This is a genomic window from Streptomyces sp. 4N509B, assembly GCF_052245655.1.
Classification (GTDB): domain Bacteria; phylum Actinomycetota; class Actinomycetes; order Streptomycetales; family Streptomycetaceae; genus Streptomyces.
In genome coordinates, this window is sequence record NZ_JBQQBZ010000001.1 from 217,184 (window position 1) to 230,581 (window position 13,398).

Genomic DNA, 13,398 nt, shown 5'->3' on the forward strand with positions numbered 1-13,398 from the left:
CGGAGAACCGTCATGCGAAAGTTCATCAACAAACCCCAGGACGTGGCCAGGGAGACCGTCGAAGGCTTCCTGGCCGTCAACGGGCACCTGTTCGAGGCCGTGCCCGGCACGCTGGCCGTCCGCCGACGCCACCTGAGGGAGAAGACCGCCATCGTCTCCGGCGGGGGAAGTGGCCACGAGCCCGTCTGGCTGGAGTACGTCGGCGACGGCTTCGCGGACGCCGTCTGCCAGGGAGACGTCTTCGCCGCGCCCGACCCGCACAGCATCGCGCTGGCCGCGAGGGCGGTCGACCGCGGGCGCGGCATCCTCTTCCTGTACGGCAACTACGCGGGCGACCGCCTGAACTTCGACCTCGCGGCCGAACTGCTGGCCGACGAGGGCCACCGGGTGCGCACCGTCCGCGTCGCCGACGACGTCGCCGCCGCGCCTCCTGACCGGCCCGGTGACCGGCGCGGCATCGCGGGCGGGTTCTTCGTCGCGAAGGCCGCCGGCGCCGCCGCCGAGGCCGGGCTGTCCCTCGACGAGGTCGCCGACGTCGCCGAGCGCGTCGCGGAGGGCACCCGCAGCATGGGCGTGGCCAGCGGCGCGGGGACCGTGCCGGGCACCGGCGAGCCGACGTTCCTCCTGCCGGAGGGGGAGTGCGAGATCGGCATGGGCATGCACGGTGAGGCCGGCGTCCGCCGGGCCGCCCTGACGACCGCCGACGACACGGTGGACGAGATGCTGGAGCTCGTGCTGGCCGACCGGCCCGTGCCCCCAGGTCACCCGGTGTGCGTCCTCGTCAACGGCCTGGGGGCCACCACCCGGGCCGAGCTGCTGATCGTCGCGCGCCGGACCCGCCACGGGCTCACCGAACGCGGCCTGACGATCCACGCCACCCACCTGGGCAACTACGCCACCAGCCAGGAGATGCACGGCTTCTCCCTGACCGTGTGCGCCATGTCCCCCGAGCTGCTCCCCTACCACGACGCCCCCGCGCGGGCCCCGTTCCTCACCGGGGTGAACGCCGCATGACCGCCACGAGCCCCGCGAGGCACCTGACCGCCGCCGAGCTGCGCGGCATGCTCCTGGCCGTCGCCGACCGCGTCATCGCCAGCGAACCGGAGCTCAGCAAGGCCGACCGGGACGTGGGCGACGGTGACCACGGCCTGGGCATGACACGCGGCTTCACCGCGGTCCGCCGCCTCCTCCGCTCCGACGGCGCAGCACCCCAGGCGGGCGGCGGGGACGTCTACGCGGTGCTGACGGCGACGGGCAACGCCCTGCTGTCCAGCATGGGAGGCGCCTCCGGGGTCCTCTTCGGACTGCTGTTCCGCGCGGGGGCCGCCGGCCGACCCCCCGCCGAACGGATCGGCGTCCCCGAACTCGCCGACTGCCTCAGCGCCTCACTCACCGAGATCACCCGGCGCGGCGGCGCGGCACCAGGCGACAAGACCCTCGTCGACGCGCTCGACCCCGCCGTCGCCTCGCTGGCCGGCAGCACCGCCGCCGGCCACGACCTGCCCACCGCGCTCCGCCGCGCGGCGGACGCGGCGGCCGGCGGAGCGGAGCGCACCAGGAACCACGTGGCCCGCTTCGGCAAGGCCGTCAGCCTCGGGGAACGCGCCATCGGATTCCCCGACCCGGGGGCGCTGTCCCTCACCCACATCCTCACCGCCATGGCGGACTGGGCCGAGGCGGCCTGTCACGAGCCCCTCGCCAGCCCGTCGTCAGCCCCTTCAGGAGGTACGACATGAGCACCATCAACGCCATGAACAACCAGGAACTGCGCGAACACAACCGTAACCGGAAGATCTACCAGATCGCCTTCGTCTCGCGCGATCTGGAGAAGACCATGCGGGAGTGGGTGGACAAGCTGGGCATCGGCCCCTGGACCGTGCTGACGTTCACCGAGAAGACCATGGCGTATCTGAAGGTCGCCGACGAGAAGGTCACCGAGCCCTTCACGTTCCTCATCGGCATCGCGTGGGTCGGCGACATGCAGCTGGAGATCGTGCAGCCCGTGAACGGCCCGACGATCTACGAGGAGTTCCTCGACCGCAGGGGCGAGGGCCTGCACCACATCAAGGAGCAGATCCCCGACGACCGGATCGACGCCGAACTCGACGCCTACCGGGGCAAGGGCATCGGCGTGCTCCAGACCGGACAGTTCGACACCGACGTCCACTACTACCTCGGGACCGAGGGCGCCCTCGACTTCATCTACGAGCTGGGCAACTGCCCGCTGCTCGACCTGCCCGCCGACATGTACACCGTCTACCCGCCCGAGACGGCCGACCAGGCATAGGAAGGACACCGAGCCCGTGCCCAGCAACCCCCGCCTTGACCGCATGTTCAACGCCAGCGGCCACTGCCTGAACGTCGCCGTCGACCACGGCATGGTCAACGAGGTCTCGTTCCTCGGCGGCATCGAGAACATGCGCGCGACCGTGCGCCTCGTCGCCGAGGCCGAACCCGACGTCATCCAGCTCACGCCGGGCATGGCCCGGCACCTCGACGGCCTGCGCGGCCGTGGCCGCCCGGCGCTGGCGTTGCGCGGCGACACCTCGAACGTCTACGGCACGAGCCTGCCCCGCCACCTGTTCTCGCAGCTCGTCGACGGGGTCGTGGAGACCGCGCTGGCGGCGGACGCGGTCTGCGTCGTCGTCAACCTGCTGCTCCTGCCCGACCAGCCGGAGCTCCACCACCAGTGCGTACGCAACGTCGCCTCCCTCAGGCGCGACTGCGAGCGCGTCGGAATGCCGCTGATGGTCGAACCCCTCGTCATGGCGCCGAACTCCCGGGGCGGGTACCTGGTGGACGGCGACCTCGCCAGGATCACCAGCCTGGTGCGCCAGGCCGCCGAGCTGGGCGCCGACGTCATCAAGGCCGACCCCTGCGCCGACCCCGCCGACTTCCACCAGGTCGTCGAGGTGGCGACGGGCGTCCCCGTCCTCGTACGCGGCGGCGGCCGGGCGCCCGACGAGGAGGTGCTGGCCCGCACCGCGGAACTCATGCGCCAGGGCGCGGCCGGCATCGTCTACGGCAGGAACATCGTCCACCACCCCCGGCCGCGCGCGATGATCCGCGCCCTCATGTCGCTCGTGCACGACCCCGGGGCGACCCCGGAGGCGGCGCTGGCGGACCTGCACGCGGCGGCCTCCCGCTGACGCCGCCCCACCGTTCACCTGCTCGCCCCCTGCTCAACCTCTGTTCGACCCGAAGGAAACAACCGTTCATGCGCATCTTCCTCACCGGTGCCACCGGCTTCATCGGCGGCTCGCTGGCCACCCGGCTGGTCGCCTCCGGTCACCACGTCCGGGGCCTGACCCGCTCGGCCGCCGCGGTCGACACGCTCCGGACCCAGGGCGTCGAGCCGGTCCTCGGCTCGCTCGACGACACCGCGCTGCTGGCCGAGGAGGCCCGCGCGGCCGACGCCGTCGTCAACGCCGCCGACAGCGACCACGCCGCCGCCGTCGCCGCGTTCACCCAGGCCCTGGCCGACTCCGGCAAGCCACTCCTGCACACCAGCGGCTCCAGCATCGTCGGCGAGGCCTCCAACGGCGAGGCCAGCGACGAGGTCTACCGCGAGGCGGACATCGCCGAGGACGGCCCGTGGCGGCCCGCGCCCGACAAGGCCCCCCGCGTCGCCATCGACCGCGCGGTCATGGCCGCCGCGACCCGCGGCGTGCGGTCGGTCGTCCTGTGCAACAGCCTGATCTACGGCACCGGCACCGGCGTGCACCCCGACAGCGTGCAGATCCCCCGCCTGGTCGCCACCGCCCGCAATACCGGGACCGTCCGGCACGTCGGGCCGGGCGAGAACGTCTGGTCCACCGTCCACCTGACCGACGTGTGCGACCTCTACCTGCGCGCCCTGGAGGGCGCCCCGCCCGGCGCGTTCTACTTCGTCGAGAACGGCGAGGCCAGCTTCCGCGCCCTCACCGAGGCCATCGCCACCGCCCTGCGGCTCCCCCCACCCCAGCCCTGGGACATCGAGACGGCGATCGCCGAGTGGGGCTACGAACCAGCCGTCTACGCCCTCGGATCCAACAGCCGCGTCCGCGGCCAGGCCGCCAGAACCGACCTCGACTGGCGACCCACCCACACCTCCGCCACCGACTGGATCCTCCACCACACCGCGTGACGCGGGAGACCGGCGGCGGCCCTCACCGGTCACCGGGTGAGGGCCGCCCCACGGCCGGTCCGGCGGCGGCCTCACCCCGCCACCGCGCTACCGCTCCTCGTCCCGCGCCGCCGACGGCATCACGCCGAGCATCGGATCGTCGTCCGAGAACGCGTCGGGGAACGCGATGGCCAGATGCTCCCCCGTGTGCACCCCGAGCGGTGCGCTCGTGCCGCTGAGCAGGGCGTCGGCCTGCTCCTTCAGAGGGGTCCCCTCCAACGGCCCCTCCTCGTTGACGAGGTACAGGGACGGCGGCGCCCCGTCCCTCTCCGCGATGATCTCGACGCCCGAGTCGGTGGCCGTCAACAGCGTCGTCGACGTCGAGCCGTCGTGCGTGTAGCTCCACAGCTGCTGCCCCGTGGTCAGGTCGATCGCGACGACGCCGTCGCTCGGCCCGCCGCCGGTGACGACCTCCTCTCCGTGGGGCACGTAGAGGGTCCCCCCGTCGACCAGCAGGTTCCCGGGGGTGTGGGAGGGGTTGAACTCGTCGTTCAGCGCGTCGGCGGAGACGCCGGTCATGTCCACCAGCATCGGCAGGCCCACGCCCGGGGTGTAGGCGTAGAGCGCGGACGAGGCGCTCTCGTTCCACTGGCAGCCGACCACCAGGTGGTCCTGGCCCGCGGTCATCAGCCCGGTGACCAGGTCGTTGCTCATGGGCGCGCAGCCGGTCAGGCCCGCCGGGATCCGCTGGGGCTCGGCCGAGGTGGGGTCGTCGAACGCCAGCAGCTGGGGCGCCGCGTCGTCCTCGCAGTTCGCGACGGCGTAGACCACGTCGGCCAGGGCCTGCGCGAAGCCGCTGAGCCGGCATCCGTCGGGCATCGCCTCGCCGCCGAGGTCGGTCGTCCACCGCACCTCGCCCGTTTCCGCGTCGACGGCGACGAGGTCGGTGGTGCCGTGGTCGGCGGTGGTCGCCGGGCCCGCGTAGGCCGCGCTGACGACGCCGTCGCCGATGGAGAGCGCGTAGCCGCCGGTCAGGTTGGGAAAGCCCGTGGCTCCCTCTCCCGTCAGGCTGACCGGGCTGTCCCACACGGCCTCGCCCGAGTCCAGCGCGATCGTCTGGAGCTGGTGGCACTGCTCGATGCCACCCACCTCCGAGTTGAACACGCCGTAGGTGAACGCGCCGACGTCCTCGGACGTGCGGTGGCTCATGCTGCACACGAGCCCGTCGTCCGGCGGCTGCCAGGACCACAGGACCTCGCCCGTCGCGGGGTCGTGTGCGGTCATTCCCTCGGACGTGCCGAGCACGACGCTGCTGTCGGTCCGCCACACCCCGACGAAACGGGCGTAGGAGTCGTCCCCGCCGACCGCCCTGGCCGCGTCGGTCGCGGTCAGGCCCCAGGTGAAGCCGAGCTTCCCGTTGGGGGCGACGCCGCCGCCCTGGCCGTCCGTCGTGGAGTCTCCCGACGGCGAGGCGGACGGGTCGGAGTCCGAGCCCTGCGAGACGAGGACGACCGCGACCACGACCAGTGCGAGGCAGAGGACGCCGGCCAGGACGGCGAGCCCGGTCCTGCGGCCTCCCCCGACGGCACGCGGCTTCGCTCCCGGAGGCGGACCCCCCGGACCGGCGGGAAACGGGGGCGGCGCGGCCGGCGGCGGGCCCACGGCGGGCGCCGTGACGGTGGCGGCCCGCGCCGTCGCGCTCACCGGCGGATGCCCCGGCGGCGGGGCCGGCGGCGGCGGCGCGGCCGGCACCGGCTGTTCGAGCAGCCGCGGCAGCCCCGCGGCGGACGGCCGGGCCGTCGGGTTCCTGTCCGTGCACGCGGCGATCAGCGCGCGCAACGCCGGGTCCGGCACCGCCGCGTGGTCCGGCCTCTCGTGCACGATGCGCTGGGTCGCCACGGCCCGCTGGTACGCGGAGCCCGTGCCGCCGAGGTCGCCCAGCTCGTAGGGCGGGCGGCCCACCGCCGCGAAGTGGAGCACCGCGCCGAGCGTGCAGACGTCCGACGCCTCGGTCTCCGGGAGGCCGAGGAGCCGTTCGGGGCTGAGGTAGTCGGGGTCGCCGAGGAGCGGGTCGCCGAGGCTCGCGGACTCCGGCCGCGGCACGTGCGCGAGGCCGAAGTCCACCAGGCGCGGCCCGTCCTCGGTCATCAGCACGGCGGACGGCGTCAGCGCGCCGTGCGTGAGGCCCGCGTCGTGGAGCGTCGCCAGCGCTGTCGCCAGGGCCGTGGCCGTCTCGCGCGCGGCCTCGGCCGGCAGCGGGCCGCGTTCCGCCACCAGCCGTGCCAGGGAGGGCGCTTCGACGTACGCGGTCGCCAGCCAGAGCGGCGCCCCCGCGTCGCCGCCGTCGCCGTCGGCGGCGTCCGCGCCGCCCGTGTTCGCGTCCACGAACGGGACGAGGAGCGGGCCGGGCTCGACGCGGCGGGCGGCCTCGACCGTCTCCCCGAGCCGGGCGCGGAACGCGGCGTCACGCGCCAGCCGTTCCTCCACCACCCTCAGCGCCACGGCCCGGCCCTCGGCGGACCGCGCGAGGTAGGTCACCCCGAGACGGCCGGTGCCGAGGCGACCCAGGAGCCGGTAGGGGCCGACCTCCGCCGGATCGTCGGGCCTGAGCGGGCCTGCCCCCGTCGCGTCTCCCTCGCTCACCGCGTCGCCTCTCTGCCGTCGTCCGGGACTGCCCGATCCTGCGTCATCGCAGGGAACTGGCGAGGAACATACGTTCCCGGTTCGGTAACGGCAAAGTTCCCACAGGGGAGTTGACCGACCGGGACCAGGCGGCTGCCCGGGCCCGCCCCGCCCCGTCCCGTCAACGCGCCGCGCCGCGTCACCGGAACGTACGTGCCCCTCCCCCCGGGGCGCTCGTTGTACTCCGTGAGCGGTCCACGCCACCGGCCGCCCGGTCAACGCCGCCTGGCGACCGCTGTTCGCCGCCCGCTCCCACCGCGTCGTCTGGCCGATCCAGTTCGCCCTGGCCGGCATGAACGCGCACATCAACCACGACCTGGCGCTGTCCGTCATCGACACCTGCGCCGAACGCGACACCACCCCCGACACCCCGCCCGTCCACGAGGACTACCAGAAGGTCAACGACCTCCTCGCCAGCGCCGAGGCCGAGGTCCGCGCCGAGTTCGAGCCGCGGCTGCTGCGCGTCCCCACCGAGGGCGCCGAGCCGCTCAAGCACATCGTCAGCAGCTTCGGCATCGAGACCGCGCGCACCACCGCCTGGGGCACGGTCCAGACGCTGTGGCCCCAGCGCGCGAACCCCCTCACCTACCCCGCCGCCACCGCCACCCTCGCCCAGAACACGGGCGTGGCCGGCACGCTCCTGCTGACCCCGGTCGTCCCGCCCCCGGAGTGACCACCCCGGAGTGACCAGGGGCGGGGCGCGACACCGCAGTCGCCGACGGTGCTGTCATGGTCTGGTCTAGATTGACCAGCACATCGACTCGGCTCACTCCCAGGGGGATCGGGTGCACCAGGGCATGGCCGTCGGCGACCGCTACCGCGTGGAACGGGTCCTCGGCCGGGGCGGGCTGGGCGAGGTCTGGGAGGCGGAGGACCGGACCCTCGGCCGGCGGGTCGCCGTCAAGTTCGTCACCGGCGTCACGGAGTACCCGGAGGCGGCCGAGCGGTTCGCCCGCGAGGCCCGGACGCTCGCCTCGCTGCGCCACGGCGGCATCGTCACCGTCCATGACGCCGGCACGGTCGACCACGACGGCCGGCCCCTGCCCTATCTCGTGATGGAGCTGCTGGACGGCGTCACCTGGGAGTTCGCCCACGTGGACTCGGTCGAGGAGACCGGGGCGTGCCTGGCGGACGTGCTCGCGCACGTCCACGCGGCGCGGATCGTCCACCGGGACGTCAAGCCCGCCAACGTCATGATCTGCGCCGACGGGCGCACCGTGCTGATGGACTTCGGCATTGCCCGCGACGACGCGTCCCTCACCCGGAACGCCACCACCACGGGGAGGTTCCTCGGCACGCCCGCCTACATGGCCCCCGAACAGCTCCAGGGCCGCGCCGCCACGCCCGCCTCCGACGTCTACGCGCTGGGCGTCGTCCTCGTGGAGAAGCTGACGGGCCACCGTCTGCCCGCCGCGCAGCTCCTGCCCGAGGTGCGGTCCTCCCTCCGGGAGCCTCTGCTGTCCCTGCTCACCCGGATGACCTCGGCCCATCCCGAGCAGCGGCCCACCGCCGCCGAGTGCGCCGCCCTGCTGCGGGCGCCCGCCCGGCCCACGGCGACGCGACGCGCCACCCCCACGGCGACCCGACGCGCCACCCCCACGGCGACCCGACGCGTCACGCCCACGGCGCGCGGGCGGGAGTGGCGACGGCTGGCCCCGCCGGCGGTGCTCCTGCTGCTGTACGCGATCACCCTGTTCCTGCCCGGATACCGGGCCGACGGGCTGACCGAGTCCGTCATCCGGTCGTTCGGCCGGCCGATCGCCAACGTTCTCCAGCGGGACGACGTGACGCCGGACCGGGTCTGGGGAGCCCTCACCTCCCTCGGAACCGCCGTCGGGGTGGCCACGGTCCTCGTGGCCCTCGCGACGCTCGTCCCGGGCTCCCGGCCCGGGGCGCGGCTGACGGGCTACGGCGGAGCGGTCCTCGCCGTGCTGTGCCTCGGGTGGCAGGCCACCGCCAACCCGCCCTACTACATCACCCAGGACTGGACGCCCACCCACGGCACGTGGCTCTTCCACCTGGTGACGGCGCTGGCCACCGCCACGTACGTCCACCGCGACGTCCGCACCCGCCGGCAGGGCGCCAGGCCGTAAAACCGGGTGCGGGCCGGCGTCGTGGTGGTGTGTCATCGAAGGATGGCAGTCATGGTGGACACGCCGGGCGTCGACGGTTTGCGCGAGGCCGTGGGCGCGCTGGGGGAGTGGCAGCACGACGGGCCGTCGGTGCACCTGCACCCGGGGGACGTGGGCTGGTTCGAGCGGTTCGGCGCGGCGGCGACGGCCGCGGCCGTCCGGAGGTGGAGCCGGGACGGGCGGATCCTCGCCGTCGGGCTGCTGGACGGTCCGGGCCTGGTGCGGCTGACGATCGCCCCCGACGCCCGAGGGGACGAGGAGCTGGCGCGGCGGCTGGTCGAGGATCTGACGGAGCCGGAGCGCGGCGTCCTGCCGGCGGGGAAGGCGTGCGTCGAGGCGCCCATGGACGCGCTCGTCCAGGACCTGCTGGGCGAGGCGGGCTGGGAGATCGACGAGCCGTGGACGCCGCTGCGCCGCGACCTCACGGAGCCGGTGGCGGCGCCGGCGGCGGAGCCCGGCCTGCGGATCGAGGTGGTCGGTCCCGAGCACGTGCCCGCGCGGGTCGCCGTGCAGCGGGCGGTGTTCGACGGGTCGACGTTCACGGAGGGCCACTGGCGGGCGATGGCGGCGGGCCCGCTGTACGCCGACGCCCGGTGCCTGCTCGCGTACGACGAGCGGGACGCGGCGGTGGCGATGGTGACGGTGTGGTCGGCCGGTCCGGGCAGGCCCGGCCTGATCGAGCCGCTGGGCGTGCACCGGGACCATCGCGGCCACGGTTACGGCCGCGCGATCACCGTCGCCGCAGCGGCGGCGCTGCGGGAGCTGGGCTCGTCGAGCGCGGTCGTCTGCACCCCGAGCTCCAACGTGGGCGGCGTCGCCACCTACGAGTCGGCCGGCTTCCAGCGCCTCGCGGAGGTCCGGGACCGGCGCCGGAACGCCTGACGCCTGTCGCCTGACGCCGCGAGGAGTCCTGTCGGCCGTCCGCCGTCACCGTACGCGTGCGCCCCAGGCTCTACCCGCCCCGTCCCCGTCCCCGTCGGCCTCCTCGTCCAGGAGGGCGAGGTGGTCCGCGGCGGCGCCGCGCCACTCGATGAGGAAGAGGGTCGCGTCGTCGCTGGTGCTTCCGCCCCGTGCCTGCTTCAGGGTGTGGGAGAGCCAGCGCACCACCTCCCGCGCCCTTCCTCCCGTTTCCCCGACGCGGTTGACGCAGCGGACGAGTTGTTCCTCGCCGAACTGCACGCCGTGGGCTTCGTGCTCCTCGATCACGCCGTCGGTGAAACACAGCAGCCGGTCGCCGGTTCTGAGTGTCTGCTCGCTGATCCGTGGCTGTTCACCGCCGAAGCCGACCGGCAGGGTGGTGGGGCTCTCCAGGTGGCGGATGACGCGGTTGTCGCGGATCAGCAGCGGTGCGGGATGCCCCGCGTTGACCCACTGGAGCTGGCCCGTCGTGATGTCCAGGCGCATCATCTGCGCCGTGACGAAGTGGTCGGGCCCGAACTGCTCGGCGATGGCCCGGTCCATGAGCGCGTAGATCTCGGCCAGGTCGATGCTGGCGCGTCTGGCGTGCCGGTAGGCGCCGACGGCGACCGTCGCCATCGTGGCGGCGTCCAGGCCGTGGCCCATCGCGTCGAGCATCGCCACGTGCAGGATGTCGTCGTTGAGGGCGTAGTCGAAGCTGTCACCGGCGATGTTGTAGGCGGGTTCGAGGATTCCGGCCACCGAGACCTGCGGCACGGTCATCGCCAACGGCGGCAGCAGGGACCACTGGATCTCGGCGGCGACGCTCATCGGTTCGCGGCGTCGGGCGAGGAAGAACTGGTCGGTGTAGCTGTGCTTGGTGACCAGCATGTCGGCGACCAGGCCGGCGAGCCTGCGCAGGAGCCGCCGGTCGTCGTCGTCGACGGTGTCCAGGGTGAGGACCATCACTCCCACCTGGTCGCTGCCGTCCAGCAACGGCAGGTACATCCGGACGCCGCCGGCCTCCGGCACCTCGACCGTGGCCCCCCGCAGGAAGGCGGTGCCGGCGTGGGAGTCGCCGATGTGCTCGGGCTCGCCGACGACCAGTCCTCTGCCGGACAGCGGCACCAGGAGCAACTGCGCGTAGTCCTGGAGAAGGATCGACACGTCACGGCCGCCGACCCTGGCCACCTCCTCCGCGATCAGCGGAGCGATCAGCTGCGGCGGCATCTCGTGGGCCCGGTCCAGCAGCACCCCCAGCAGCCGTTCCCCGAACCCCTCCGACCGGTCGACCGTGTGCTCGTCCTTGTCGGGCCGCCGTTCGCCCGGTGTCATAGCCGCGACCTCTCGTTCCGTGCCTCGTGTGACCTGACGACGGGGAGGCACCAGCCCGCGAGGCCGGTCCGCTTCTCACGCTGTTCGAACGCCTGCCCGACACGACCGTGGTCATCGCGCACAGAGTGGCGCAGCCGACGGGCCTGGCCGGACCATTACGCCAACAGCGGCATGTCACACCCGGCGAGGCCACCCGGTGAGACCACCCGGTGGGAACGTGGCGACGGCGGCGGGGGGTACGGCCCCGGCCCGCGCCGGTGCCGTACCCCCCGCCGTGTCAAGCAGCCGTCAGCGCTGCTCCACCACCTCGAAGGTGATCGTGTCGGTGAAGGTCCGGCCGTAGGCGTCGGTGGCCCGCACCCGCGCCCGGTGCTCGCCCTCGGTGAGGGTCGCCGGGAGCTCGAAGCGCCACAGGTGCATGCTGCGGTCCGCGACGCTGCCGCCGTGGACCAGCTGCTGGGTGGCGGCGTACGGGTCCGACCACTCGGCGCCGATCCTCGGCGCCTCGCCGCGCATCTCCTGCGTGCGGGTGGCGGGCTGGGAGGGGCGGCCGTCGAGGGAGACCTCGACCGTGGAGCCGGTGGAGCCGATGAAGAAGTTGGTGGTCAGCCAGGTGTCGCCGGCCAGGTCGTCCCGGTCGATCACCAGCGGGTCGCCCGGCTCGGGCGCCGCGCCCTGCGGGTCCGCGTTCCAGGCGCGGCGCGCCTCGTACCACTCCCGGTACGTCGGGCTGTTCAGGGCGAGCTGCGTCTGCACGCGGTCGCTCTCACCCGTGACCGTGTACCGCTCGCGGAAGTCGTTGCCGCGCACGTCGAGCGTCAGGACGCCCGGCCGGCCGCCGTCGCGCCCGAGGGCGGTGGGGTAGCCGTTCTCGGTCATCTCGCCGGAGTACCAGTCGCCGGAGATGGCGCCCGCGGTGATGTGCGGGAAGGGCAGCCCCTCGACGCCCCACAGCTCACGCCAGCCCTCCATCGCGTCGCCGGTCCGCATGTTCTCGATCGAGTGGCTGTGGCCGGAGACGGCGACGGCCTCGCGGCCCTCGAGCAGCTCGTGGACGCGCTGGACCTGGTCGACCTGGTGGGTCCTGCTGCCCTGGTCGGCCCAGTTGAGCAGGCTGATGTGGCTGGCGAGCACGACGAGGCTGTCGTCGTCGGTCCTGGCGAGGTCGCGCTCCAGCCAGGCCATCTGCTCCTCGTCGATCCAGCCGTTGTAGCGGCGGGTGCTGGTGGCGCACTCGGGGTGGGTGCCGTCGGCGTTGTCGACGTCCCCGGTGCACGGGTAGCGAACGGTGTTCAGCGCCACCACGTGCACGTTGCCGACGTCGTAGGAGTAGTACGCCGGGGCGAGCTGGGCGCGGAAGGTGTCGAAGGAGTGCTCGGCGTTCGGGGCGTCGAAGTCGAGGTCGTGGTTGCCCGGCAGCATGCGGGCGGGACCGTTGAGGACGCTCGTCAGGCCGCGCACGTCGTCGTAGAGGGAGAGGTCGTCGCCGACGATGTCGCCGACGAAGAGGCTGCCGCAGCCCTCGTAGCCGTCGCGCCGCGAGAGGTCGCTGATCGCGCCGAGGCGGGCGTACTCGACCTCGGTCGTGTCGTAGGGCTGGAGGTCACCGGCGATCACGCACTCCTGCGCGCGGGCGTCGGTCTCGCCGCTGCGCACGACGGGGAAGTTCACGGCGTCCGGCAGCGGCCCGGTGGGGGCGATGCCGCCGTAGCGCAGCTCGGGGGAGCCCTCGGGGAGGTGGTTGTAGTGGAACTGCGGGATGTTCGCGTCGTCGACCGGGACCTGGTAGCCGGCCGGCTGGGTCACGAACGCCGTCATGTTGTCGTAGACGGGGAGCTCGTAGCGGCCCTGGCGGTCGGTGGTCACGACGTCCCGGCCGTTGGAGACGGTGACGCCGGCCAGGCCGCGCTCGCGGCGGTCCTGCACGCTGTCGCGGTCGCGGTCGACGAAGACCGTGCCGGTGAGGGTGGTGGGGTCGGCCGGGCCGTCGTCGCTCCTGATGACCTGGACCTGCCCGCGGTAGGCCGTCTCGTTCCAGGAACGGTCCCGCTCCGAGCGGTCGGCGGCGGCGTTCGCGGCGTTCGCAGGCGCGTTCGCAGGGGTGTTCGCGGTGGCGGGGATGGCGGACGCGGCCGAGCCCGCGAGGGCGAGAACGGTCGCGGCGGTCAACCCGAGGCGGACTCTGCCGCGCTGACGCGCCGGGTGATTCAACACCATGGGCCTCTCTCCGTGGATCGTGGTGGAACG

Annotated in this window: 10 protein-coding genes and 1 pseudogene; 8 read left to right on the top strand and 3 right to left on the bottom strand. The window is 73.6% G+C overall.

Features of this window, described 5'->3' with window-relative positions; all coding sequences use genetic code 11:
- Nucleotides 1-12 precede the first annotated feature (12 nt).
- The 5 genes from ACTWP5_RS00940 (at nucleotide 13) to ACTWP5_RS00960 (ending at nucleotide 4,126) form a co-directional block, all read left to right on the top strand.
- Nucleotides 13-1,014 carry a dihydroxyacetone kinase subunit DhaK gene (locus tag ACTWP5_RS00940; RefSeq protein WP_443218689.1) on the top strand — a complete coding sequence of 334 codons (1,002 nt, stop codon included), beginning with the start codon at nucleotides 13-15 and terminating at the stop codon, nucleotides 1,012-1,014.
- The gene (dhaL, locus tag ACTWP5_RS00945) at nucleotides 1,011-1,736 is read left to right on the top strand and encodes a dihydroxyacetone kinase subunit DhaL (RefSeq protein WP_443218690.1); all 726 of its coding nucleotides are present in this window, start codon (nucleotides 1,011-1,013) and stop codon (nucleotides 1,734-1,736) included. Before ACTWP5_RS00940 ends, dhaL begins: the two co-directional genes overlap by 4 nt.
- Nucleotides 1,733-2,287, top strand: a complete 555-nt coding sequence (locus ACTWP5_RS00950; protein WP_443218691.1) for a VOC family protein — start codon at nucleotides 1,733-1,735, stop codon at nucleotides 2,285-2,287. The genes dhaL and ACTWP5_RS00950 overlap by 4 nt, the downstream gene beginning before the upstream one ends.
- Before the next feature lie 16 nt (nucleotides 2,288-2,303).
- Nucleotides 2,304-3,149 carry a class I fructose-bisphosphate aldolase gene (locus tag ACTWP5_RS00955; protein WP_443218692.1) on the top strand — a complete coding sequence of 282 codons (846 nt, stop codon included), beginning with the start codon at nucleotides 2,304-2,306 and terminating at the stop codon, nucleotides 3,147-3,149.
- 68 nt (nucleotides 3,150-3,217) lie between these two features.
- Nucleotides 3,218-4,126 carry an NAD-dependent epimerase/dehydratase family protein gene (locus ACTWP5_RS00960; RefSeq protein WP_443218693.1) on the top strand — a complete coding sequence of 303 codons (909 nt, stop codon included), beginning with the start codon at nucleotides 3,218-3,220 and terminating at the stop codon, nucleotides 4,124-4,126.
- A gap of 87 nt (nucleotides 4,127-4,213) precedes the next feature.
- Here the strand turns inward: ACTWP5_RS00960 and ACTWP5_RS00965 are convergent, their stop codons facing one another.
- Nucleotides 4,214-6,748, bottom strand: coding sequence for a protein kinase domain-containing protein (locus tag ACTWP5_RS00965; RefSeq protein ID WP_443218694.1), 2,535 nt, complete (start codon nucleotides 6,746-6,748; stop codon nucleotides 4,214-4,216).
- A 256-nt stretch (nucleotides 6,749-7,004) separates the two neighbouring features.
- Here ACTWP5_RS00965 and ACTWP5_RS00970 point away from each other — a divergent pair.
- The 3 genes and pseudogenes from ACTWP5_RS00970 to ACTWP5_RS00980 form a co-directional block, all read left to right on the top strand.
- Nucleotides 7,005-7,460: pseudogene (locus ACTWP5_RS00970) on the top strand (DUF5995 family protein); the annotation flags it as partial.
- A gap of 112 nt (nucleotides 7,461-7,572) precedes the next feature.
- Nucleotides 7,573-8,880, top strand: a complete 1,308-nt coding sequence (locus ACTWP5_RS00975; RefSeq protein WP_443218695.1) for a serine/threonine-protein kinase — start codon at nucleotides 7,573-7,575, stop codon at nucleotides 8,878-8,880.
- Nucleotides 8,881-8,922: 42 nt separating this feature from the next.
- On the top strand, nucleotides 8,923-9,801 hold the full coding sequence (locus ACTWP5_RS00980; protein ID WP_443218696.1) for a GNAT family N-acetyltransferase: 879 nt from the start codon (nucleotides 8,923-8,925) through the stop codon (nucleotides 9,799-9,801).
- 45 nt (nucleotides 9,802-9,846) lie between these two features.
- On the opposite strand, the gene ACTWP5_RS00985 is transcribed toward ACTWP5_RS00980, so the two are convergent.
- The gene (locus ACTWP5_RS00985; RefSeq protein WP_443218697.1) at nucleotides 9,847-11,151 is read right to left on the bottom strand and encodes a PP2C family protein-serine/threonine phosphatase; all 1,305 of its coding nucleotides are present in this window, start codon (nucleotides 11,149-11,151) and stop codon (nucleotides 9,847-9,849) included.
- 288 nt (nucleotides 11,152-11,439) lie between these two features.
- The gene (locus ACTWP5_RS00990; RefSeq protein ID WP_443218698.1) at nucleotides 11,440-13,368 is read right to left on the bottom strand and encodes a calcineurin-like phosphoesterase C-terminal domain-containing protein; all 1,929 of its coding nucleotides are present in this window, start codon (nucleotides 13,366-13,368) and stop codon (nucleotides 11,440-11,442) included.
- Nucleotides 13,369-13,398: the final 30 nt, after the last annotated feature.